Below are 22220 nucleotides of genomic sequence, written 5' to 3' on the forward strand. Positions count from 1 at the left end.
CTGGCGGACATGCCGGGATCGCTTGAGCTCGGTGAGCGGGGACTGCGGCTCGTCGAGTCCCTCACCGCCGATCTGCGCGCCGGGCGGTCGCCCGCCGAACTCGAGGACGTCTTCGACGAGTTGGAGGAGGAGTTGCTCGCGGCCGGACACAGCGCCGGTCTGGGCTCCTACCGCACCACACCGACGCCGTTCCCGCCCGGCTTCCAGCGACTCCCGGTCGCCGGGCGGGCCCAGCCGACGCTGCACTTCCTCGCTTGCCCGCGGGGCCGCTGCGGGCGGGTGGAAGCGCCGGACGACGACGGCCCGTACCCCGGCTGCCGGATCTTCGACCAGCCGCTGCGCACGGTGCCCCTCCGGTGACCAGCGGCTTCCTCAGCGCGCTGGGCGGCCGGATCGCCGAACGGTGGCTGGCCGCGCTGGCCCTGCCGGGGCTGCTGTTCCTCTCCGCCGTCACCACGGCCGTGGTCCTCGGCCACGGGCACTGGTACGACGTCGAGCGACTGCGGGCCTGGATCGACACGTTGGCCGACTCCCCCGCGTCCCACAGCGCCGGCACCGTGGTCCTGGTGGCGGCGGGCGTGCTGGCCGGTGCCGCGGTGGCCGGCGCGGCCGCCCAGTCGCTGGGCACCGGCGTGGAGCTTCTCTGGTGCGCGGAGCCGTACGGACCCGTACTGCGGTACCTGGCCGACCGTCGGTCGCGCCGCTGGCGCGCGGCCGACGCGGCCTTCCGTTCGGCGCTGGTGGCTGCGGGCCGGGCCCGCATCGCAGGACGGGACGAGGCCGACCGGCTCGCCGACATCGCCGAACGCCGTTACGCCGACCGCGACCGACTCGGCCCGGCCGTGCCCCGCCATCCCTTCGGGACGGGCGACCTTCTGGCCGCCCCCGCGCAACGGCTCTGGCACGCCCACCAGTTGGATTTGACGGCCGCCTGGCCTCATCTGTGGCTCCTCGCCTCCGACGGCACCCGTGCCGAACTCCAGGGCGCCCGCGCCAGGTTGACCGATTCGGCGCGCCTGTGCGCCTGGGGTGCGGGGTATCTGGTGCTGGGGCTGTGGTGGTGGCCCGCCGCCCTGGCCGGGGCAGTAGCCGTCACCTCGGGCGTACGGCGCGGACGCGCGGCCGCAGAGGCCTTCGCCGAACTCACCGAGGCCCTGGCGGACCTCCATGTGCGCGACCTGGCGACCGCGCTGGGCATCGAGCACGAAGGGGTCGACGACCGGGTACTCGGCGAACGCCTCACCCGGCTGCTGCGCAAAGAGAGGCGGGCGGAGTAGGGCGGTCCGGACGCCGTGGGCCTGCCGCCGTGGTCCCTGCCGCCCGCAGTCGGCGTCACCCGGGACGACTCCAGGCCCCCGCGGCGGGTGCCGGTCCGGCCGGGCCCGCCGTGCGCCCGCTGCCATGCCAAGATGATGTTCCGACAGGCACTCACCCAGGTGCCCACCCCGCTTCTGCCGTGGGTGGCCCACGAGTTGAGGACGGAGCCACCCCGCATGACCTCCCTGAGCAGGGGCGAGAACGCCGCCCACCCCGACCGGATCGACACGAGCAGGCCCCATCCCGCCCGCATGTACGACTACTTCCTCGGCGGGAAGGACAACTACGAGGTCGACCAGCGGGCCGCCGAGCAGTTCATGAAGGCGGCTCCCGAGGTGCGCGAGGGGGTCCTGGCCAACCGGCACTTCATGCACCGCGCGGTGCGGCACGTGGTGGCCGAGGGTGGCATCCGCCAGATACTCGACGTGGGCACGGGCCTGCCCACCGAGCCCAACGTGCACCAGATCGCACGGTCCCTCGCGCCCGAAACCCGGGTCGCGTACGTCGACAACGACCCGATCGTCGCGACCCATTCCAGGGCGCTGGCGGACGACCCGGACACCGCCGTCGTCCTGGCCGACCTGCGCGATCCGCGTGCGATCCTCGACCATCCCGGCGTGCGGGCGGTCATCGACTTCGACCGGCCGGTGGCCCTGCTGCTGGTGGCGGTCGTGCACTTCGTCGCCGACGCGGAGGACCCGGCGGGGATCGTCGAAACGCTCCGCGAGGCGCTGCCGACCGGTTCCTACCTCGTCCTGTCGCACGCGACGGGTGACGTGCACGAGGACCGCCGCGAGGGCGCGGCGGCCGTCTACAACAAGGCCACCGCGTCCCTCAACCTGCGTTCGCACGCCGCGGTCCTCGACCTGTTCGGCGACTTCTCCATGGTCGAACCGGGGCTGGTCCGGGTCACCGACTGGCGCCCGGAGCAGGCGCGGCGGCCCGACGCCCCACCGATCGGCATCTACGGCGGTGTGGCGAGGAAGGGCGCCTGACGCGCCGGGGACGGGCGGCCGTGGTGGGCGCGGACTCCCGCGTTCGCGCCCACCACGGGGACTCAGGCGGCCGTGCGCTCCCTCCCCCGCGCCCGGCCGATGATGTCGGCGTAGTGGTGGCCGCTGCCCTTGATGGTGCGGACCTGTGTCGCGTAGTCGACGTGGACCAGGCCGAAGCGCTTGTCGTAGCCGTAGGCCCACTCGAAGTTGTCCAGCAGCGACCAGGCGAAGTAGCCGGCCAGCGGCGCTCCCCTGCGGGCGGCGGACGCGCAGGCCGCGAGGTGGGCGGTCAGGTACTGCTGGCGCTCGGGGTCGTCGACGGTGCCGTCGGGGCGGACCACGTCGGGGAAGGACGAGCCGTTCTCGGTGACGTACAGCCTGCGCGCCCCGTACTCGTCGGTCAGGCGCAGCAGCAGGTCCTCGATGCCGCCCGCGTCGATCTCCCAGTCCATGCCGGTGCGCGGGACGCCGACGCGGCGGACGGTGCGCACCCGCGGTGCGGGGCCGGTGGGGTCGTCGGCGACGGTCTGGGGGAAGTAGTAGTTCAGGCCCAGCCAGTCCGGTCCGGCGCCGATCAGGCGCATGTCGCCGGGCTGTTCGGGAAGTTCGACGCGGTAGACCTCGCGCATGTCCTCGGGGAAGCCGCGGCCGTGGACCGGGTCCAGCCACCAGCGGTTGGTGTGGCCGTCCATGCGGCGGGCGGCGGCCAGGTCCTCGTCGCGGTCGGTGGCGGCGTGGATGGTGGAGAGGTTGTTGACGATGCCCACCTGGGCGTTCGGGGCCGCCGCGCGGATGGCCTCCATCGCCAGGCCGTGGCCGAGCAGCAGGTGGTAGGAGGCGCGGACGGCCGCCGTCAGATCGGTCCAGCCGGGGGCCATCTTGCCCTCCAGGTGGCCGATCCAGGCCGAGCACAGCGGCTCGTTGAGGGTGGCCCAGTGCTCGACGCGGTCGCCGAGGCGTTCGGCGACGACGGAGGCGTACGCCGCGAAGTGCTCGGCGGTCGCGCGCTCCGGCCAGCCGCCCTGGTCCTGGAGCACCTGGGGCAGGTCCCAGTGGTAGAGGGTGACGGACGGGGTGATGCCGGCCGCCAGGAGGTCGTCGACGAGCCGGTCGTAGAAGGCCAGGCCCTTCGCGTTGACGGGGCCGTCGCCGCCCGGCAGGACGCGCGGCCAGGCGACGGAGAGGCGGTAGGCGTTGGTGCCCAGCCGCCGCATCAGCGCGATGTCCTCCCGGGTGCGGTGGTAGTGGTCGCAGGCGACGTCGCCGTGGTCGTTGTTGTCGATCTTCCCTGGGGTGTGCGAGAAGGTGTCCCAGATCGACGGCGAACGTCCGTCCTCCGCGACCGCTCCCTCGATCTGGTACGCCGATGTGGCCGTGCCCCACAGGAAGTCGTCCGGGAGTGCGGCGAAGTCGATGGTCACGAAGGTCCTTTCGGGTTGGGTGGAGTTGCGCGCGGGGACGGCGGTCACTTGACGGCTCCGGCCGTCAGACCCGCCACGAGATAGCGCTGGAGGAGCAGGAAGCCCGCGACCACGGGGACGCTCACGACCAGCGAGGCGGCCATGATCTGGTTCCAGTACACGTCGTTCTGCGTGGAGTAGCCCTGGAGCCCGACCGCGAGGGTGCGGGTGGCGTCGTTGGTCATGACGGAGGCGAACAGGACCTCGCCCCAGGCGGTCATGAAGGCGTAGACGGCGACCGCGACGATGCCGGGGACCGCGGCGGGCACGACGACCTTGAACAGGGCGCGCAGTGGCCCGCAGCCGTCGACGAGGGCCGCCTCGTCCAGGTCGCGGGGCACCGAGTCGAAGTACCCGATCAGCATCCAGATCGAGAAGGGCAGGGAGAAGGTCAGGTAGGTGAGGATGAGGCCGCCGCGGGAGCCGAACAGGGCGATGCCGGTGGCGTTGCCGATGTTGACGTAGATCAGGAACAGGGGCAGCAGGAAGAGGATGCCCGGGAACATCTGCGTGGACAGGACGGCCACCGAGAAGACGCGCTTGCCGCGGAACTCGTAGCGGCTGACGGCGTAGGCGGCGAACACGGCGATGACGACGGAGCAGGCGGTCGCGGCGCCGGCCACGATCAGCGAGTTCACGAAGTACTTCGCCAGCGGGACCGTCGACCAGATGTCGATGTAGGGGCGGACGGTCAGGTTGCCGGGCAGCCAGTGGAACTGGCCGGCGACGTCCTCGAGCGGTTTGAGCGAGCTGGAGACCATGACGTACACCGGCAGCAGGACGAAGCCGGTGAGCAGGGTGAGGAAGACGCGGCGGGTCCAGGTGAAGGAGCGCGGCGCCGCCATCGGGGACCTAGGCATCGGCCGTCCGCCTTTCCTCGTGCTTCCGCGGCGTCCGTGGGGCCCTGGTGGCCCGGGAGGTCAGGAACAGGTACACGCCCGTCACCAGCAGCAGGAAGAGCAGCAGCAGGACCGACATCGCGGAGCCGGTGCCGAAGTTCCAGGTGACGAACGAGGACTGGTAGATGTGGAGGGAGATCAGGTCGGCGGCCTCCGGCGCCGCCTTGCCGAACAGGACGAACGGTGTGTTGAAGTCGTTGAACGTCCACAGGAACAGCACCAGGACGAGGACCTGGTTGACGGGGCGCAGCGACGGCAGGGTGATGCGGCGGATCTGCTGCCACACGCCGGCGCCGTCCAGGGCGGCGGCCTCGTACAGCTCCCTGGGGATGTTCTGGAGTCCGGCCATCACGATCAGGAAGGCGAACGGCCAGCCCTTCCACACCGACACCACGAGCAGCGCGACGAAGCTGTTGTCGCCGATCAGCCAGAAGGAGGGTTTGTCGGTGAGGCCGAGCTGGTCGTGCAGGACGTGGTTCACCAGGCCGTTGTCGTGCTGGAACATGAACGCCCAGGTGATGACGGCGGCGTAGACCGGCAGGGCGTACGGCACGAGGAAGATCGCGCGGAGCAGGCCCCGGCCGCGGAAGGTGTCCTGCATGCAGATCGCGGCGGCGGTGCCGATCAGCCAGCACAGGCCGACGGAGAGGACCGTGAAGGCGCAGGTGACGAGGAAGGAGTGGAGCAGTGCCTCGCCGACGGGGGCGTCGAAGTCCACCGACATGGTGAAGTTGTCGAGGCCGGTCCACGGGGCGGTGGTCCAGTCGCGGATGTAGAACTGGGTGAGTTCCTTGAAGCTCATCACGACGCCGATGACCATCGGCACCAGGTGGACGAGGAGTTCGAGGAGCAGGGCCGGCAGGAGCAGCAGGTAGGGCAGGCCGAGGCGGCGGATCCGCCCGGGGCGGCGGCGGGGTCCGCGCGCCGTCCCGGGGGAGCTCTTGCCGACCGTCCGCTCACCCGGCTGCGCCGAGGCGGTCGTGGTGGTCATCGCTGGGTCCGTGTCCGTGTCGGAGTCGGTGGGGCCGGTTCGAAGTCGAAGGTGGGGGCGCTCACTTGTTGGGCATCTGCTGCTGTGCCTTGGCGAGCTTCTCCTTGACGGACTCGGTGGTCACCTCGCGGCCGGCCGCGGCGTCGGCGAACAGTTCCTTCACGGCGGTGCCGACCGCCGTCTCGAACTGCGACTCGTCGGACACCTGGGGCAGCGCGGCGGCGCTGGTGGCGAGGGTCTCGCGCAGGACGGCGGTGGCCTGGGTGTTGAACGCCGGGTCGGACTGGGCGGCCTTGACGGGCGGGATGGAGCCGTAGGCCTTGTTGAGGAGCTTCTGCTCGGCGTCACTGGTCATGAACTTCACGAACCGGGTGGCGCCGTCGAGGTTGTCGCTGTTCTTGAAGACGGCCATGTTGATCCCGGCGACCATCGAGTTGGTGGCCCGGTCGGCGCCGGGGGTGCCGGACGGGACGGGGGCGGGGGCGACGCCCCACTCGTCGTCCTTCATGCCCATGGTCTTGAAGGTCGCGGAGGCCGTCTGCCACAGCACCATCGCGGTCCTGCCCTTGGCGAAGTCGCTGAGCGACTGGTTCTGCGCGTACTCGGCGTTGCCGGGCGCGACGACCTTGTCCGCGGCCATCAGGTCGACGTACTGCTTGACGGCGGCGACGGCGCCGTCGGAGGTGAAGTCGGGCTTGCCGTCGGCGGTGAAGAAGTCGGCGCCGTGCTGCTTGCCGAGGACGAAGACCTGGTGGATGTTGTTCGACAGGTTGGCCCCCTCGGCGCCCAGGCCCCACTTGCCGCCCTTGGAGATCTTCTTGCCGGTCGCCACGAGCTCGTCCCAGGTGGCCGGGGGCTTGGTGATGCCGGCGTCGGCGAACATCCGCTTGTTGTAGTAGAGCGCGTACGCCATCGAGTACAGCGGGACCGCGGCGGGGTCCTGGCCCTGCACGCCGGTGGAGCCGAGCGCGGAGTCGACGAAGCGGTCCCTGCCGCCGATCTTCTCGAAGTTCTTCGCGTCCCAGGGCAGCAGGGCGCCGGTGGCCTGGAGGGAGGCGCTCCAGGTGTTGCCGATGTTCAGGACGTCGGGGCCCTGTCCCGAGGTGGTGGCGGTGAGGATGCGGTTCAGCAGGTCGGACCAGGGCACGACCTCCAGCTTGACCTTGATGCCGGTCTCCTTCTCGAACTTGTCGAGTTCGGGCTGGAGGACCTTCTTGTCGACCTCGACGCCGGCACCCTGGTTGGACGCCCAGTAGGTGAGTTCCTTCGGCGAGTCGTTGGATCCGCCGCCCGAGGAGGAGCCCCCTCCGCAGGCCGTGGCGGCGAGTGCGAGAGACAGGGTGACGGCGCCTACGGCCGCGGCTCGGATGCTGCGCATGGCTCCTGGGTTCCTTCCGGGAGTCGGTCGGGAAGTCCCGACGGCGGCTTCGGCTGTTTCCCTTCCGAAGCCCCTCATGGCTTAATTTAGGACGTGAGTTAAACCCCGAGAGAAAGACTCGTCAAGGTCTCGCGCACGGTCGGCGCTCGCGCGCGGCCACGGAGGGAAGGGGCCGGATGGGCGGGCACGGCGGGCGTACGGTCCGTGACCTGCGGCGGGAGAGCCGCAGCAGCGTTCTGCAACGGTTGTATTTCGACGGGCCGATGAGCCGGCTCGCGCTGGGTTCGGCGGCGGGCCTGAGTTCGGGTTCCGTCAGCAATGTGGTCGCCGAGCTGATGGCCGACGGACTGGTGGAGGAGGCGGGCACCCTCGCTACGGACGGCGGCCGGCCGCGCACCCTCGTCCGCTTCGCGGCGGGCCGGGGGCGCCTCGTCGGGGTCGACGTCGGCGAGACCCGGGTACGCGTGGAGCTGTTCGACCTGTCGATGTCCGAACTGGCCCGAACGGAGCGGGTGTTGCCGGGCCACGGAGCGCGCTCGTACGACGCCGGCGTCGTCGCCGGGCACATCCTGGACGGCGTCGCGGAGGTGCTCGCCCCGCAGGGAGCCACCCAGGGCCCCGCGCCGGGCCCCGGAGAGCTGCTGGGCGTGGGCATCGGTGTCCCCGGCATCGTCGAGCGCACGGCCGACGGCACCCTCGTGCACGGCCAGACCGTCGGCTGGGACGCGGTGCCGCTGGAGGGGCTGCTGCGCGGCTCGGGCCGACTGCCGCCGCACGTACCGCTGTTCGTCGAGAACGGCGCCAAGACGCTGGGGCAGGCCGAGATGTGGTTCGGCGGCGGGCGCGGCGCGCGCGACGTCCTGGTCGTGCTCTTCGGCTCCGGCGTCGGCGCGTGCGTCGTCACCGACGAGGTGGAGCGGGGGCGCGCGCTGGAGTGGGGGCATCTGACGGTACGGGTGCGGGGGCGCCGGTGCCGGTGCGGGGCGCGGGGGTGCCTGGAGGCGTACGCCGGTGCGGAGGCGCTGCTCGCGCGGTGGCGGGAGGCGGGCGGTGAGCCGCCGCCCGGCGCCGACGAGGAGGCCGCGCTGACCGCCCTGCTGGCCGCGGCCGGACCCGGCGACGGGGGCGCCGCCGACCCGGTGGCGGCGCGGGTGCTCGCGGAGACCGCGGAGTACCTGGGCGCGGGGCTGGCCGACCTGGTCAACCTCTTCCAACCCGAGCGGATCCTGGTGGGCGGCTGGGCCGGGCTCCAACTCGGCCCCGCGTTCCTGGAGTCGGTGCGCACCCACACGCTGGCCCACGCCCTGCGCCACCCCGCCGGGCGGGTGGGCATCGCCCTGGGCCGCCTCGGTCCCGACGCGGTGACGGTGGGCGCCGCGATCCTGCCCCTGGCGGCGTTCTTCGCCCGCGGCGGCCGGCGTCCACCGGTCGACTCCCCCGCGCCGGTCCCGGCGTGGCGGGCGGCCCTCGGGGGGAGGCTCGCCGGGCAGCGGGGCAGGGGGTGAGGGCATGCGCGCGGCGAGGGCAGCGGCAGGTGCGTGGACCGGGCCGAACCGACCGGGAGGGGTCAGGCGGGAGCGACAGGGAGAACGGCGCGATGCCAACGGGCCCGTTCGTGGAGCACTTCAACAAGTACGACGTGCAGTGGAACGGCGAGCGCGGCCGCACGGTCTTCTTCCAGAACGAGAAGGCCTACGACGCCCCCCGACCAGGCCGCGATCCAGAACGGCTCGGTCAAGGGCTACGCCGCCTGCAAGGTCGGGGACGACGTCACCGACCACGAGGGCCGGGACCTGGGCAGCTACTGCTACTGCTACTGCTACTACAACGTGAACCCGTCCATCGTCCAGCACCACGGATTCGCCGCTCCGAACCATTCCGGTGTGCGCTTCCACGGGCTGCTCGCCGTGTCGCTCGGCGGCAACGGGCAGTACGAGTGCGTCATCAACGACACGGGCTCCCCCACATCGGGGACGGACACCGTGCCGTCGAAGGTGGTGCAGTACCCCTGAGCCGAGTCGCCCCGGGCACCCCCGAGTGGGGGTGTCCGGGGCGGCCAGGGACCTGGCCCGGGGCGCGGCCGTCGGCGACGGCCGCGGAGGCGGTGCCCGGTCGGGGTCGACCAACCTCCGGGTGCCACGCCTGTCGACGCCGTCAGCCCTCGGTTCGGCGACCGCACTCCGGGTGGGACCGGGGGCGACCGGCACCCCTACCGCGTGGTCGTGACGGCCGTCGCCGGTGGCGCCGGCGCGTAGCCGGTGGGCCGGGCGGTGAAGGTGCCGCGGCCCTGGGTGCGGCTGCGCAGCCGGGTCGCGTAGCCGAACAGCTCGGCCAGCGGGACCGTGGCCGTGACCACCGCCGCGCCGCCCCGCCGGTCGGAGCCGGTGACCCGGCCGCGGCGCGCGGCGAGGTCACCGAGCACGCCGCCGAGCCCGTCCTCGGGCACGGTGACCGTGACCTCCACGACCGGTTCGAGCAGGACCATCCCGGCGGTGCGCAGGGCGTCGCGGAGGCCGAACCGGCCCGCGGCGCGGAAGGCCGTCTCCGAGGAGTCCTTCACATGGGTCTGGCCGTCGGTGAGCGTGACCCGGAGGCCGGTCACCGGGTGCCCGCCGAGCGGACCCTCGGCGAGGGCGTCCCGGCAGCCCGCCTCCACGGCCCGGACGTACTCCTGCGGCACGCGTCCGCCGACGACCGTCGACCGGAACACGAAACCGCCGCCCGCACCGTCCGCGTCCCCCTCACAGGGCTCCACGTCGAGCACGACGTGCGCGAACTGCCCGGCACCGCCGTCCTGTTTGACGTGCCGGTGGACGAAGCCGGTGACGCCCTCGCCGACCGTCTCGTGGTACGCCACCCCGGGACGGCCCACCGTGACCTCCAGGCCGTGCTCGCGCCGGACGCGCTCCGCGGCGACCTCGAGGTGCAGTTCGCCCATGCCCGACAGCACGGTCTGTCCCGTCTCCGGGTCGGTCCGCACGGCCAGCGAGGGGTCCTCCTCGGTGAGCCGGGCGAGTGCCGCGGCCAGCCGGTCGGTGTCGGTGGAGCGCCTGGCCTCCACCGCCACGTGCACGACCGGTTCGGCCACGCCCGGGGGTTCCAGGAGCAGGGGGGCGCCCGGCGCACACAGGGTCGAACCGGCGCGGGCCGACTTCAGTCCGACCACGGCGACGATGTCCCCGGCGACCGCGCGCTCCAGCGGGTCGTGCCGGTCGGCCCGGACCCGCAGGATGCGGCCGACGCGCTCGCCGCGGCGGGTGCCCGCGTCCCACACGGTGTCTCCCTTCTCGATCGTGCCCGAGTACACCCTCAGGTAGGTCAGCCGTCCCGTCGGGGTGGCGTGCACCTTGAACGCCAGTGCCGCCATCGGCGCCGCCGGGTCGGCGGGCCGTTCGCGCTCCGCGCCGTCGTGGGTGCCGTGCACCGGGGGCACGTCCAGGGGTGAGGGCAGGTAGGACACCACGGCGTCCAGCAGGGGTTCGACGCCCCGGTTGCGGTAGGCCGAGCCGCACAGCACGACCACGCCGTCGCCGGTGCGCGTCAGCTCGCGCAGGGCGGCGGTGAGGGTGGCCTCGGTGAGCGTCTCCCGGTCGCAGAACTCCTCCAGCGCGGCCGGGTGGCGTTCGGCGACCGCTTCCTCCAGCAGCCGCCGCCTGCGTACCGCCTCCTCGCGCAGGGCTTCGGGCACCGGCCCCTCCTCGGCCGTGTCCGCGCCGTCGGCCCATACGAGGGCGCGCATGCGCGGCAGGTCGACGACGCCGGTGAAGCCGTCCTCCGTACCGATGGGCAGCTGCACGACCAGGGGAAGGGGGTGCAGCCGCTCACGGATGGAGGTGACGGCGGCGTCGAGGTCGGCGCCCGCCCGGTCCATCTTGTTGACGAACGCGAGCCTGGGCACGCCGTGCCGGTCGGCCTGCCGCCACACGGACTCGCTCTGCGGTTCCACCCCCGCGACCGCGTCGAACACGGCGACCGCGCCGTCCAGCACGCGCAGGGAGCGTTCGACCTCGTCGGCGAAGTCGACGTGGCCCGGGGTGTCGATGAGGTTGATCCGGTGGCCCGCCCAGGTGCAGCTGACGGCCGCGGCGAAGATGGTGATGCCGCGATCGCGTTCCTGCGGGTCGAAGTCGGTGACGGTGGTGCCGTCGTGCACCTCGCCGCGCTTGTGGGTGGTTCCGGTGGTGTAGAGGATCCGCTCGGTGACGGTGGTCTTGCCGGCGTCGACGTGGGCGAGGATGCCCAGGTTGCGGACGGTGGTGAGCGGGTTGGTGCGCATGGCCCGAAGCCTTTCGGAGGACCGGAAAAGGGCAGCGCGATCTCCCGCGGCGCACGTGCCGGACGCTCCTGGCGAGGGACGTCGGCGGTCAGAGGTGCGTGGCGGGCATCCGGTGTCGGCCGCGCAGCGGACACCGGACGGCCGAGGACACCAGGATCACCTCGCGCCGGGACGGGGGGACGACGGGTGCGGTGCGGATGCGCACGGCCCTGCTCCCCTCACTCGGTCTCGGTGTCACGGCGAGTGTAGGAAGGGCGGGACCGGCGGCGCACCGCAAATTTCGACGGCCCGCGGAACGAGAAACGCCGACCGGGAAATCCCGGTCGGCGTCTCGTCTGCCTGATCTTGTGTCCGAGGGGGGACTTGAACCCCCACGCCCGATAAAGGGCACTAGCACCTCAAGCTAGCGCGTCTGCCATTCCGCCACCCGGACCAGGTGTCTGTCGCGGTGCGGGGGTGACCCCCGCGGCGACATGGACAACCATACCAAGGTTTCGCGGTGCCCTTCACCTGCGTTTCCTTCCCCTGAGCGGCGGTCCGGGGACGGCGGCTCCGCTCCGCCTAGGGTCGCACCATGAGTGACTGGATGGTTACGCAGGGGGCGCCCCGGCGTCGTCGGCCGCGGGCGTTGTCACCGCTCAGGGAGCATCTGCGGGACACGTTCTGGTTCGCGCCCACCGCGGCCATGGTGGGGGTCTTCATGGTGTGGCTGGTGGCCCAGGAGCTCGACGCGGCGCTGGTGCGATCGTTGCAGGAGGACGGCGACTACGACACGCTCGACGATCTGCTGCGCTTCGCGGACGACGCGAGGACGGTGGTCTCGGCGGTCGGCTCGGCGATGATGACCTTCATCGGTGTGGTGTTCAGCATCTCGCTGGTCGCGGTGCAGATGGCGAGCGGGCAGTTCACCCCGCGGGTCGTGCGGCTCTTCGTCCGCAGCCGGATCACCAAGGCGACCTTCGCCGTCTTCCTCGCCACCTTCGTGCTGACGCTGCTGGTCCTGACCAGCTACGACAGCGGGGCCGACCCCCGCACCGCCACGTCCGTCCCGCTGGTGCAGTCGGTGCTCACGCTGCTCATGGTCGCGCTGAGCCTGCTGCTCTTCGTGATGTACGTGAACGCGACCCTGCGGCTGATGCGGGTCAGCCATGTGATCGCCCGCATCGCCGCCGAGTCCTTCCGGGTGGCGGCGCTGATGCCCGTACCCGCGGACGGAGGCGGGCCGTCCGGGCTCGGGCCCGTGACGGCGTGGATCGCCCACGACGGGCAGGGCGGTGTGCTGCGGGACGTGCACGTCGCCCGGCTGGTGCGGGGGGCCCGGGGACACGGGGTGGTGCTGCGGCTGGTGCCGCGGATCGGTGACTTCCTGGTGCCGGGCACCCCGGTCCTGGCGGTGCACGGCGGTGCGGCTCCGCCACGCCGGGCGCTGCGGTACGCCCTGTCCGTGGGGGTGGAGCGCACCTTCCACCAGGACCTGGGGTTCGGGCTGCGCCAGCTGTCGGACATCGGACTGCGCGCCCTGTCCCCCGCGGTGAACGATCCGACGACCGCCGTGCAGGCGCTGGACCGGGTCGTGCAGATCCTGGCCTCGCTTGCCCGGCGGCCGCTGGACGCCGCGCTGCACCGGGACCGGCGCGGTGTGGTCCGGCTGGTGCAGCCCGTGCCCGGCTGGGCGGAGCTGGTCGACCTCGGGTTCGCCGAGGTGCGTGCCTGCGCGGCCGGGTCGCCGCAGGTCACGCGGCGCCTGCTGGCGGGCCTCGACGACCTGCTGCGGCTCGCGCCGCCGGAGCGGCGCGCACCGCTGCTGCGCCACCGCGAGCTGCTGCGGCAGGCCGTGGAGCGCACCGCGCCGACCCCGGCGGACCGGGCCTTCGCCCTGCGGCCGGACCGGCAGGGCATCGGCTGACCGGCCCGGGACGCCCACCGGGCCGGTTCGCCCTCTCGCCCCGCCTACGGCATGAGGTGGTGGTCCGGGAAGTTCCCCGGCAGCCGCTCCCCCGCCGGGCCGCGCGTCACGGCGCGCACCAGCAGCTCACCGCCCACGAAGGCACCGCGCCAGGACGCCCCGTGCCCGCCGAACAGCTCGTCGCGGTCCCCGCGGGAGCGCGGGACGCCGTGGCCGACCTTGAACGCGCGGATCTGCGGCGCGAGCCGGTCGTACGTCGTCCGGTCGTCGGTGGACAGGGTGGCGACCAGCGCGCCGTTGGAGGCGTTCATCGCGGCGAGCAGCTCGGCCTCGGTGTCGACCAGGACGATGGTGTCGACCGGGCCGAAGGGTTCCGCGTGGTGCAGCGGCGAGGACCGGGGCGGGTTGAGCAGCGTGACCGGCTGGACGTAGGCCGAGGTGTCCTGGCCGGGCAGGAAGCGGGAGTCGGCCGCGCTCCCGCGGTGCAGCGGGACGGCGCCGCGGTCGACGGCCTCGGCGACCTGGTCGTGGAGCTCCTTGGCCTTGGCCGCGTTGATCACCGGGCCGAAGTCCAGCGCCGGGTACGGGTCGTCCGGTGCGGCGACGGCGAGCGGGTGGCCGACGCGCAGGGTGCGGACGGCCGGGAGGTACGCCGCGAGGAACGCGTCGAACAGCTGCCGCTGGACGACGAACCGCGGGTAGGCGGTGCAGCGTTGCTTGCCGTAGTCGAAGAGCTTCGGGATGACCCGTGTGAGCGCGTCCCAGTCGGTGAAGTTCCAGATGCCCCAGGTGTTGAGTCCCTCCTGTTCGAGGATGTGCCGCTTGCCGAGGTCGGCGACGGCGGTGGCGACGGCGGCGCCCGCGTCCCGGCCGCCGACGAAGGAGACGCAGCCGATCTCGGGCGCGCGCACCAGCGCCTGGGACAGCTCGCCGCCGCTGCCGCTGACGAGGGTCACGGGCAGTCCCTCACGGGCGGCGAGCGCGCAGGCCAGGGTCAGGCAGGCGACGCCGCCGTCGGTCGGGGTCTTGGCGATGACCGCGTTGCCCGCCAGTGCTTGGACCAGCAAGGCGTGAACGAGCACGCTCATCGGGTAGTTCCAGCTCGCGATGTTGGAGACCGGGCCGTCCAGCGGGGCGCGCCCGTCGAGCATGCCGTCGATGCCGTCGACGTACCAGCGCACGCCGTCGACGGCGCGGTCGACGTCGGCCCGCGCCGACCGCCAGGGCTTGCCGATCTCCCACACCAGCAGCAGCGCCAGCAGGTCGCGGTGCTGGGCGAGGGCGTCGAGGGTGGCCGCGACCCGGGCGCGGCGCTCGGGCAGGGGGACGTGGCGCCAGGCCCGGTGCTGGTCGAGCGAGGCGCGTACGGCGTGCTGGGCGGTGACGGCGTCGATCCTGGGCGGTCCCGTGATCGGGGTGCCGTCGACCGGGCTGGTGGCCGGCAGGACCCGGCCGTCCGCCCGCCATGCGGCGGCCCAGAGGTTGAGGACGCGGTCGTCGCGGAACACCTCGGGCGCCGCGGTGCGGCAGCGCTGCCAGGCGTCGGCCCAGGAGGTGCCCGACTTCAGGGTCAGGGGTCCGGCGTCCCGCGCGTCGGCCGTCATGCGCGGGCTCCTTCGCGGGCCGCACCGTCGGCTGCCGTCCCATCGGCTGCGGCTGCGTCGGGTGCGGCTGCGTCGGTTGCGGTGTCCGCGAGTGCCTCGAGTACGTGCCGGGCGGTCTCCGTCGGGGTGCTCCCGACCCGTACGCCGACTGCCTCCAGGGCCTCCTGCTTCGCGCGCGCCGTGCCCGAGGAGCCGGACACGATGGCGCCGGCGTGGCCCATGGTCCTGCCCTCGGGCGCGGTGAATCCGGCGATGTAGCCGACGACGGGCTTGGTGACGTGCTCGCGGATGTGGGCCGCCGCGCGTTCCTCCGCGTCGCCGCCGATCTCGCCGATGAGGATGATCAGTTCGGTGTCGGGATCGTTTTCGAAGGCGGTGAGGCAGTCGATGTGACTGGTGCCGACGACCGGGTCGCCGCCGATGCCGACGCAGGTGGTGAAGCCGATGTCGCGCAGTTCGTACATGAGTTGATAGGTGAGGGTGCCGGACTTGGAGACCAGGCCGATGCGGCCGGACTTGGTGATGTCGGGTGGGATGATGCCGGCGTTGGACTGGCCGGGGGTGATCAGGCCGGGGCAGTTGGGGCCGATGACGCGGGTGCCCCTGGACCGGGCGTGGGCGGTGAAGGCGACGGCGTCGTGGACCGGGATGCCCTCGGTGATGACGACCGCGAGCCCGATGCCGGCGTCGGCGGCCTCCACGACCGCTGCCTTGGCGAAGGCCGGCGGTACGAAGACCACGGAGACGTCGGCGCCCGTGCTCTCGATGCCCTCGCGGACGGACCCGAAGACGGGTACGGCACGGTCGTCGAAGTCGACGCTGCGGCCCGCCTTGCGCGGGTTGACGCCGCCGACGACGTCGGTGCCCGCGGCCAGCATGCGGCGGGTGTGCTTCATGCCCTCGGCTCCGGTCATGCCCTGGACGAGGACCTTGCTCTCCTTGGTGAGGTAGATCGCCATGTCGTCCTGTCTCCTTATCCGGCGGTGGACGCCGCGGTGGCGAGTCGGGCGGCACGGCGGGCGGCGCCGTCCATGGTGGTGGCCTGTTCGACCAGGGGATGCGCGCGTGCGTCGAGCAGGGCCCGGCCCCGGGCGGCGTTGTTGCCGTCGAGGCGTACGACGAGCGGCTTGGTGAGCCGGACCTCGTCCAGGGCCCGGACGATGCCGTCGGCGACCGCGTCGCAGGCGGTGATGCCGCCGAAGACGTTGACCAGGACGGACTTCACGCCCGGGTCGGAGAGGATGACCGACAGCCCGTCGGCCATGACCCGCGCGGAGGCGCCGCCGCCGATGTCGAGGAAGTTGGCGGGGCGGGCGCCGCAGCCGGCGACCACGTCGAGCGTCGACATGACCAGTCCGGCCCCGTTGCCGATGACGCCGACCTCGCCGTCGAGCTTGACGTAGTTGAGGCCCTTGGCAGCGGCCCGTGCCTCCAGGGAGTCCTCGGAGGCCGGCCGCTCCTCTCCCCAACGGGACTGCCGGAACAGGGCGTTGTCGTCGAGCGTGACCTTGCCGTCGAGGGCGACGATCCGGCCCTCCGCGGTCCTGACCAGCGGGTTGACCTCGACCAGGAGGGCGTCCTCGCGGACCAGGACCTTCCACAGCCGCACCAGGGCGTCGACGGTCTGCGGCGGCAGGCCCGCGGCGTCGGCGATGCGCACCGCGGTGGCGGTGTGGACGCCGGTGGCGGGGTCGACGGGGATGCGTGCCACGGCCTCGGGCCGCCGGGCGGCGACCTCCTCGATCTCCATGCCGCCCTCCGCGGAGGCGATGGCGAGGAAGCCCCCACGGGCCCGGTCGAGCACGTAGGAGACGTAGAACTCCCGCTCGATCGCGCAGGGTTCGGCGACCATGACGGTGCCGACCCGGTGGCCCTTGATGTCCATGCCGAGGATGTGCCGTGCCGCTTCCTCGGCCTCGGCGGGGTCGGCGGCGAGGCGCACTCCGCCCGCCTTGCCGCGCCCGCCGGTCTTCACCTGTGCCTTGACGACGGCGCGTCCGCCGAGTTCGCGGGCGATCTCCCGGGCCCGTTCGGGCGAGTCGGTGACCTCGGCCCTCGGCACCACGATCCCGTGTTCCTTGAAGAGTTCCCTTGCCTGGTGTTCGTACAGGTCCATTTCGGCTCCTGACTGAAAGTGCCGCACGCCCCCTGGACACCACCCACCGGATGCGGGATAACAAGCTTCATACAGTATTCGTCGACTGTATGCAATGTACTGCGAGAGCGCCCCAACCCCTCGTGAAGGGACAGGACTTCGCCATGCCCGACGACAACCAGGACGTCATCTCCGGCGGCCACCTCGTTGCCAAGGCACTCAAGGCCGAGGGGGTCGACCGCATCTACACGCTGTGCGGCGGCCACATCATCGACATCTACGACGGCTGCGTCGACGAGGGCATCGAGGTCGTCGACGTACGCCACGAGCAGGTCGCCGCGCACGCCGCCGACGGCTACGCCCGTATCACCGGCAAGCCGGGCTGCGCGGTGGTCACCGCGGGTCCGGGCACCACCGACGCCGTCACCGGGGTCGCCAACGCCTTCCGCGCCGAGTCGCCCATGCTGCTGATCGGCGGTCAGGGCGCGCACACCCAGCACAAGATGGGGTCCCTCCAGGACCTGCCGCACGTCGACATGATGACGCCGATCACCAAGTTCGCGGCCACCGTGCCGGACACCGCGCGCGCCGCCGACATGGTGTCGATGGCCTTCCGCGAGTGCTACCACGGCGCGCCGGGGCCGTCCTTTCTGGAGATCCCGCGCGACGTGCTGGACGCCAAGGTGCCGGCGGAGAAGGCGCGGGTGCCGCAGGCCGGGGCCTACCGCGCCTCCACCCGGTCGGCCGGGGACCCCGAGGCCGTCGAGAAGCTCGCCGACCTGCTGGTGCACGCCGAGAAGCCGGCCGTCCTGCTGGGCAGCCAGGTGTGGACGACCCGCGCGACCGAGGCCGCCGTCGAGCTGGTCCGCACGCTGAACGTCCCGGCGTACATGAACGGTGCCGGCCGCGGCACGCTGCCCCCGGGCGATCCGCACCACTTCCAGCTCTCCCGCCGCTACGCCTTCTCCAACGCCGACGTGATCGTCATCGTCGGCACGCCCTTCGACTTCCGGATGGGCTACGGCAAGCGGCTCTCCCCGGACGCCACCGTCGTCCAGATCGACCTCGACTACCGCACGGTCGGCAAGAACCGCGACATCGACCTCGGCATCGTCGGCGACGCGGGGCTGGTGCTGAAATCGGTGACCGAGGCCGCGTCCGGGCGGCTCAACGGCGGCGCGTCCAAGCGCAAGGAGTGGCTGGACGAGCTGCGCGCGGCCGAGCAGACGGCGCTGGACAAGCGGCTGCCCCAACTCCGGTCGGACGCCTCCCCCATCCACCCCTACCGGCTGGTCAGCGAGATCAACGACTTCCTCACCGAGGACTCGATCTACATCGGCGACGGCGGCGACATCGTCACCTTCTCCGGGCAGGTCGTGCAGCCCAAGTCACCCGGGCACTGGATGGACCCGGGGCCGCTCGGCACGCTCGGCGTCGGGGTGCCCTTCGTACTGGCCGCCAAACAGGCGCGGCCCGACAAGGAGGTCGTCGCCCTCTTCGGCGACGGCGCCTTCTCCCTCACCGGCTGGGACTTCGAGACCCTGGTCCGCTACGACCTCCCCTTCGTCGGCATCGTCGGCAACAACTCCTCGATGAACCAGATCCGCTACGGCCAGGCCGCCAAGTACGGCAAGGAGCGCGAGCGGGTCGGCAACACGCTCGGCGACGTGCCCTACGACCAGTTCGCCCGGATGCTGGGCGGCCACGGCGAGGAGGTCCGCGACCCCGCCGACATCGGCCCCGCGCTGCGCCGGGCCCGCGAGTCCGGCAAGCCGTCCCTGATCAACGTCTGGGTGGACCCGGACGCGTACGCCCCCGGAACCATGAACCAGACGATGTACAAGTGAGGTGACCCCCATGACCGGCACGACGGGAACGTCAGCGAAGGCCCTTGAGGGCATCCGCGTCCTGGACATGACGCACGTGCAGTCCGGGCCCTCGGCGACGCAGCTGCTCGCGTGGCTCGGCGCCGACGTCGTGAAGCTGGAGGCGCCGAGCGGCGACATCACGCGCGGGCAGCTGCGCGACCTGCCGGACGTCGACTCCCTCTACTTCACGATGCTCAACTGCAACAAGCGGAGCATCACCCTCAACACCAAGACCGAGCGCGGCAAGGAGATCCTCACCGAGCTGATCCGCCGCTCGGACGTCATGGTCGAGAACTTCGGGCCGGGCGCGGTGGACCGGATGGGCTTCACCTGGGACCGCGTCAAGGAGATCAATCCACGGATCGTCTACGCCTCCATCAAGGGGTTCGGCGAGGGCCCGTACACCGCCTTCAAGGCGTACGAGGTCGTCGCGCAGGCCATGGGCGGATCGATGTCCACCACCGGTTTCGAGGACGGGCCGCCGCTGGCGACGGGGGCCCAGATCGGGGACTCGGGCACGGGCGTCCACGTCGTGGCGGGCATCCTCGCCGCCCTCTACCAGCGGGAGCACACCGGACGCGGTCAGCGGGTGAACGTGGCCATGCAGCACGCGGTGCTCAACCTCTGCCGGGTGAAGCTGCGCGACCAGCAGCGCCTGAGCCATGGTCCACTCGCCGAATATCCCAACGAGGACTTCGGCGACGAGGTTCCCCGGTCCGGAAACGCGTCCGGCGGCGGGCAGCCGGGCTGGGCGGTCAAGTGCGCGCCGGGCGGGCCCAACGACTACGTGTACGTCATCGTGCAGCCCGTCGGCTGGCGGCCGCTCAGCGAGCTGATCGGCCGGCCCGAGCTGGCCGACGACCCCGAGTGGGCCACCCCGCAGGCCCGGTTGCCGAAGCTGAACAAGATGTTCCAGCTGATCGAGGAGTGGTCGTCCACCCTGCCCAAGTGGGAGGTGCTGGAGCGGCTGAACGCCCACAACATCCCGTGCGGACCGATCCTGTCCACCAAGGAGATCATCGAGGACGACTCCCTGGTCGCCAACGAGATGGTCGTCACGGTGCCCCATCCCGAGCGGGGCGAGTTCGTGACCGTGGGCAGCCCGCTGAAGCTCTCGGACTCCCCGGTGAAGGTGACCAGTTCACCGCTGCTCGGCGAGCACAACGAAGAGGTCTACGTCGGTGAGCTGGGCCTCGGCGACGAGGAACTGCGGCTGCTCAAGTCGAACGGAGTGATCTGACGTGATGGCCGAGGACCGCCGGACGCGGGTGCGCGGGCTCCTGGAGGCCGTACGGGCCGAGGGGCGCACCGCGCTCACCGCGCCCGAGGGCAAGGTGATCGCCGACGCCTACGGGATCGCCGTACCGGGTGAGGAGCTGGCGCGGGACGTCGACGAGGCGGTGGCGTGTGCCGCGCGGTTCGGCGGGCCGGTGGTGATGAAGATCGTCTCGCCGGACATCCTGCACAAGACCGACGCCGGTGGCGTGGTCGTGGGCGTGGAGGGCGCGGCGGACGTGCGCGCGGCGTTCTGCCGGATCATCGACAACGCCCGCGCCTACGACGCCTCCGCGCGGATCGAGGGCGTGCAGGTCCAGGAACTGCTGCCGCGGGGGCAGGAGGTCATCGTCGGGGCGGTCACCGACCCGACCTTCGGCAAGGTGGTGGCCTTCGGGCTCGGCGGGGTGCTGGTCGAGGTCCTGAAGGACGTCACCTTCCGGCTCGCGCCCGTGGACGCGGACGAGGCCCTGTCCATGCTGGACTCGATCCGGGCGGCCGAGGTGCTGCGCGGGGTGCGCGGGCAGGCCGGGGTGGACCGCTGGGCGCTGGCGGAGCAGATCCGCCGGGTCTCCGAACTGGTCGCCGACTTCCCGGAGATCGCCGAGGTGGACCTGAACCCGGTGATCGCCACGCCCGAGGGCGCGCTCGCCGCGGACATCCGGGTGATCCTGGCGACCGACACGCCGAAGGAGCGGCGCAGGTACACGCGCGAGGAGATCCTCACCTCGATGCGCCGCCTGATGCAGCCCGCCTCGGTGGCGGTGATCGGCGCGTCGGGCGAGCCGGGGAAGATCGGCAACTCGGTGATGCGCAACCTCGTCGACGGCGGCTTCGCGGGCGAGATCCACCCGGTGAACCCCAAGGCCGATGACATCTTGGGCCGCAAGGCGTACAAGAGTGTCACCGACGTTCCCGGTGAGGTGGATGTGGCGGTCTTCGCGATCCCCGCGCGGTTCGTGGCGGCGGCCCTGGAGGAGGTGGGGCGCAAACGGATCCCCAACGCCGTACTCATCCCCTCCGGCTTCGCCGAGACCGGGGAACAGGCCCTCCAGGACGAGATCGTGGCGGTCGCCGAACGGCACGGCATCCGGCTGCTGGGCCCGAACATCTACGGTTACTACTCGACCTGGCAGGACCTGTGCGCCACGTTCTGCACGCCCTACGACGTCAAGGGCGGGGTCGCGCTGACCTCGCAGTCCGGCGGCATCGGGATGGCCATCCTGGGCTTCGCGCGGACGACGAAGACGGGCGTGTCCGCGATCGTGGGCCTCGGCAACAAGTCGGACCTGGACGAGGACGACCTGCTGACCTGGTTCGGCGAGGACCCGCACACCGAGTGCATCGCGATGCACCTGGAGGATCTCAAGGACGGCCGGGCCTTCGTCGAGGCCGCGCGGGCGACCGTGCCGAGGAAACCGGTCGTGGTGCTCAAGGCGGGGCGTACGGCGGCGGGCGCGAAGGCCGCCGGCTCGCACACCGGGGCACTCGCCGGGGACGACGCCGTGTACGACGACGTCCTGCGGCAGGCCGGCGTCATCCGGGCGCCGGGGCTGAACGAGATGCTGGAGTACGCGCGCGCGTTGCCGGTGCTCCCCGCTCCCCGGGGCGACAACGTGGTCATCATCACCGGCGCGGGTGGCAGCGGGGTGCTGCTCTCCGACGCGGTGACGGACAACGGGCTGTCGCTGATGGAGATACCGCCCGACCTGGACACGGCGTTCCGCGCCTTCATCCCGCCCTTCGGCGCGGCGGGCAACCCGGTGGACATCACCGGGGGCGAGCCGCCGTCGACGTACGAGGCGACGATCCGGCTGGGGCTGGAGGACCCGCGCATCCACGCGCTCGTCCTCGGCTACTGGCACACCATCGTCACGCCGCCCATGGTGTTCGCCGAACTCACCGCGCGCGTGGTGGCCGAGTTCCGCGAACGCGGCATCGAGAAGCCGGTGGTGGCCTCCCTCGCGGGCGACGTGGAGGTGGAGGAGGCGTGCCAGTACCTCTTCGAGCGCGGCGTCGTGGCCTACCCGTACACGACCGAGAAGCCGGTGGCCGTCCTGGGCGCCAAGTACCGGTGGGCCCGTGCCGCGGGGGTGTTGGGGGGCGGTTCATGACGTGAGACGGCGAGGGCCGGCCGACGGGTGCGCGTCGGCCGG

General features: G+C 72.2%; 16 protein-coding genes, 1 tRNA gene and 1 pseudogene. 9 read left to right on the plus strand and 9 right to left on the minus strand.

The window, feature by feature from the left end:
• Positions 1 to 9 precede the first annotated feature (9 nt).
• The 3 genes from IE94_RS0104070 to IE94_RS0104080 all read left to right on the plus strand — a co-directional run bounded on the left by IE94_RS0104070 (position 10) and on the right by IE94_RS0104080 (position 2312).
• A complete protein-coding gene (locus IE94_RS0104070) occupies positions 10 to 360 on the plus strand; it encodes a hypothetical protein (RefSeq protein WP_245235171.1) in 351 nt (116 codons plus the stop codon).
• A complete protein-coding gene (locus IE94_RS0104075; RefSeq protein WP_030178202.1) occupies positions 357 to 1277 on the plus strand; it encodes a hypothetical protein in 921 nt (306 codons plus the stop codon). The genes IE94_RS0104070 and IE94_RS0104075 overlap by 4 nt, the downstream gene beginning before the upstream one ends.
• A gap of 216 nt (positions 1278 to 1493) precedes the next feature.
• A complete protein-coding gene (locus IE94_RS0104080) occupies positions 1494 to 2312 on the plus strand; it encodes an SAM-dependent methyltransferase (RefSeq protein WP_030178203.1) in 819 nt (272 codons plus the stop codon).
• A gap of 62 nt (positions 2313 to 2374) precedes the next feature.
• Here the strand turns inward: IE94_RS0104080 and IE94_RS0104085 are convergent, their stop codons facing one another.
• The 4 genes from IE94_RS0104085 to IE94_RS0104100 all read right to left on the minus strand — a co-directional run bounded on the left by IE94_RS0104085 (position 2375) and on the right by IE94_RS0104100 (position 7040).
• Positions 2375 to 3733 carry a GH1 family beta-glucosidase gene (locus IE94_RS0104085; RefSeq protein WP_037921876.1) on the minus strand — a complete coding sequence of 453 codons (1359 nt, stop codon included), beginning with the start codon at positions 3731 to 3733 and terminating at the stop codon, positions 2375 to 2377.
• Positions 3734 to 3777: 44 nt separating this feature from the next.
• Positions 3778 to 4617 carry a carbohydrate ABC transporter permease gene (locus IE94_RS0104090; protein ID WP_030178206.1) on the minus strand — a complete coding sequence of 280 codons (840 nt, stop codon included), beginning with the start codon at positions 4615 to 4617 and terminating at the stop codon, positions 3778 to 3780.
• A gap of 7 nt (positions 4618 to 4624) precedes the next feature.
• Positions 4625 to 5662 carry a carbohydrate ABC transporter permease gene (locus IE94_RS0104095; RefSeq protein ID WP_030178209.1) on the minus strand — a complete coding sequence of 346 codons (1038 nt, stop codon included), beginning with the start codon at positions 5660 to 5662 and terminating at the stop codon, positions 4625 to 4627.
• A 61-nt stretch (positions 5663 to 5723) separates the two neighbouring features.
• Positions 5724 to 7040: an ABC transporter substrate-binding protein gene (locus IE94_RS0104100; protein WP_030178211.1), complete on the minus strand. Its 1317-nt coding sequence runs from the start codon at positions 7038 to 7040 to the stop codon at positions 5724 to 5726.
• A 176-nt stretch (positions 7041 to 7216) separates the two neighbouring features.
• Here IE94_RS0104100 and IE94_RS0104105 point away from each other — a divergent pair, with 176 nt between their 5' ends.
• The gene (locus IE94_RS0104105; protein WP_030178213.1) at positions 7217 to 8545 is read left to right on the plus strand and encodes an ROK family transcriptional regulator; all 1329 of its coding nucleotides are present in this window, start codon (positions 7217 to 7219) and stop codon (positions 8543 to 8545) included.
• 98 nt (positions 8546 to 8643) lie between these two features.
• Positions 8644 to 9052, plus strand: a pseudogene (locus IE94_RS37650) (coagulation factor 5/8 type domain-containing protein); the annotation flags it as partial.
• Between the two features lie 197 nt (positions 9053 to 9249).
• Here IE94_RS37650 and fusA read toward each other — a convergent pair.
• Together fusA and IE94_RS0104125 are read right to left on the minus strand one after the other, a co-directional pair.
• Positions 9250 to 11316, minus strand: a complete 2067-nt coding sequence (gene fusA / locus IE94_RS0104115) for an elongation factor G (RefSeq protein ID WP_030178215.1) — start codon at positions 11314 to 11316, stop codon at positions 9250 to 9252.
• Between the two features lie 348 nt (positions 11317 to 11664).
• Positions 11665 to 11749 (minus strand) — tRNA-Leu (locus IE94_RS0104125).
• A 141-nt stretch (positions 11750 to 11890) separates the two neighbouring features.
• On the opposite strand from IE94_RS0104125, the gene IE94_RS0104130 reads away from it, so the two are divergent.
• Positions 11891 to 13222, plus strand: a complete 1332-nt coding sequence (locus IE94_RS0104130) for a DUF2254 domain-containing protein (protein WP_106977718.1) — start codon at positions 11891 to 11893, stop codon at positions 13220 to 13222.
• Between the two features lie 44 nt (positions 13223 to 13266).
• Here IE94_RS0104130 and IE94_RS0104135 read toward each other — a convergent pair whose 3' ends face one another.
• The 3 genes from IE94_RS0104135 to sucC are packed head-to-tail and all read right to left on the minus strand — an operon-like array spanning position 13267 to position 16942.
• Complete coding sequence (locus IE94_RS0104135; protein WP_030178225.1) at positions 13267 to 14826, minus strand: aldehyde dehydrogenase family protein; 1560 nt, start codon at positions 14824 to 14826, stop codon at positions 13267 to 13269.
• Entirely contained in the window at positions 14823 to 15785 is a 963-nt protein-coding gene (gene sucD, locus IE94_RS0104140; RefSeq protein WP_030178228.1) for a succinate--CoA ligase subunit alpha, read from the minus strand. The genes IE94_RS0104135 and sucD overlap by 4 nt, the downstream gene beginning before the upstream one ends.
• A 14-nt stretch (positions 15786 to 15799) precedes the next feature.
• The gene (gene sucC, locus IE94_RS0104145) at positions 15800 to 16942 is read right to left on the minus strand and encodes an ADP-forming succinate--CoA ligase subunit beta (protein ID WP_030178230.1); all 1143 of its coding nucleotides are present in this window, start codon (positions 16940 to 16942) and stop codon (positions 15800 to 15802) included.
• Positions 16943 to 17085: 143 nt separating this feature from the next.
• Between sucC and IE94_RS0104150 the strand changes: the two genes are divergently transcribed.
• The 3 genes from IE94_RS0104150 to IE94_RS0104160 are packed head-to-tail and all read left to right on the plus strand — an operon-like array spanning position 17086 to position 22178.
• Positions 17086 to 18768 (plus strand): thiamine pyrophosphate-binding protein, encoded by a 1683-nt coding sequence (locus IE94_RS0104150; RefSeq protein WP_030178232.1) that lies wholly within the window; start codon positions 17086 to 17088, stop codon positions 18766 to 18768.
• 10 nt (positions 18769 to 18778) lie between these two features.
• Positions 18779 to 20029, plus strand: a complete 1251-nt coding sequence (gene frc, locus IE94_RS0104155; protein ID WP_030178235.1) for a formyl-CoA transferase — start codon at positions 18779 to 18781, stop codon at positions 20027 to 20029.
• Positions 20030 to 20033: 4 nt separating this feature from the next.
• Positions 20034 to 22178: an acetate--CoA ligase family protein gene (locus IE94_RS0104160; RefSeq protein WP_030178237.1), complete on the plus strand. Its 2145-nt coding sequence runs from the start codon at positions 20034 to 20036 to the stop codon at positions 22176 to 22178.
• Positions 22179 to 22220: the final 42 nt, after the last annotated feature.

Source organism: Streptomyces violaceorubidus, from assembly GCF_000717995.1.
GTDB lineage: Bacteria > Actinomycetota > Actinomycetes > Streptomycetales > Streptomycetaceae > Streptomyces > Streptomyces violaceorubidus.

What these genes read in the sequence shown, in the direction of transcription:
- IE94_RS0104070 (WP_245235171.1), top strand. Translation starts at nt 10, where the DNA reads ATGCCGGGATCGCTTGAGCTCGGTGAGCGGGGACTGCGGCTCGTCGAG.
- IE94_RS0104080 (WP_030178203.1), top strand. Translation starts at nt 1,494, where the DNA reads ATGACCTCCCTGAGCAGGGGCGAGAACGCCGCCCACCCCGACCGGATC.
- IE94_RS0104090 (WP_030178206.1), bottom strand. Translation starts at nt 4,617, where the DNA reads ATGGCGGCGCCGCGCTCCTTCACCTGGACCCGCCGCGTCTTCCTCACC.
- IE94_RS0104095 (WP_030178209.1), bottom strand. Translation starts at nt 5,662, where the DNA reads ATGACCACCACGACCGCCTCGGCGCAGCCGGGTGAGCGGACGGTCGGC.
- IE94_RS0104100 (WP_030178211.1), bottom strand. Translation starts at nt 7,040, where the DNA reads ATGCGCAGCATCCGAGCCGCGGCCGTAGGCGCCGTCACCCTGTCTCTC.
- IE94_RS0104105 (WP_030178213.1), top strand. Translation starts at nt 7,217, where the DNA reads ATGGGCGGGCACGGCGGGCGTACGGTCCGTGACCTGCGGCGGGAGAGC.
- fusA (WP_030178215.1), bottom strand. Translation starts at nt 11,316, where the DNA reads ATGCGCACCAACCCGCTCACCACCGTCCGCAACCTGGGCATCCTCGCC.
- IE94_RS0104130 (WP_106977718.1), top strand. Translation starts at nt 11,891, where the DNA reads ATGAGTGACTGGATGGTTACGCAGGGGGCGCCCCGGCGTCGTCGGCCG.
- IE94_RS0104135 (WP_030178225.1), bottom strand. Translation starts at nt 14,826, where the DNA reads ATGACGGCCGACGCGCGGGACGCCGGACCCCTGACCCTGAAGTCGGGC.
- sucD (WP_030178228.1), bottom strand. Translation starts at nt 15,785, where the DNA reads ATGGCGATCTACCTCACCAAGGAGAGCAAGGTCCTCGTCCAGGGCATG.
- sucC (WP_030178230.1), bottom strand. Translation starts at nt 16,942, where the DNA reads ATGGACCTGTACGAACACCAGGCAAGGGAACTCTTCAAGGAACACGGG.
- IE94_RS0104150 (WP_030178232.1), top strand. Translation starts at nt 17,086, where the DNA reads ATGCCCGACGACAACCAGGACGTCATCTCCGGCGGCCACCTCGTTGCC.
- frc (WP_030178235.1), top strand. Translation starts at nt 18,779, where the DNA reads ATGACCGGCACGACGGGAACGTCAGCGAAGGCCCTTGAGGGCATCCGC.
- IE94_RS0104160 (WP_030178237.1), top strand. Translation starts at nt 20,034, where the DNA reads ATGGCCGAGGACCGCCGGACGCGGGTGCGCGGGCTCCTGGAGGCCGTA.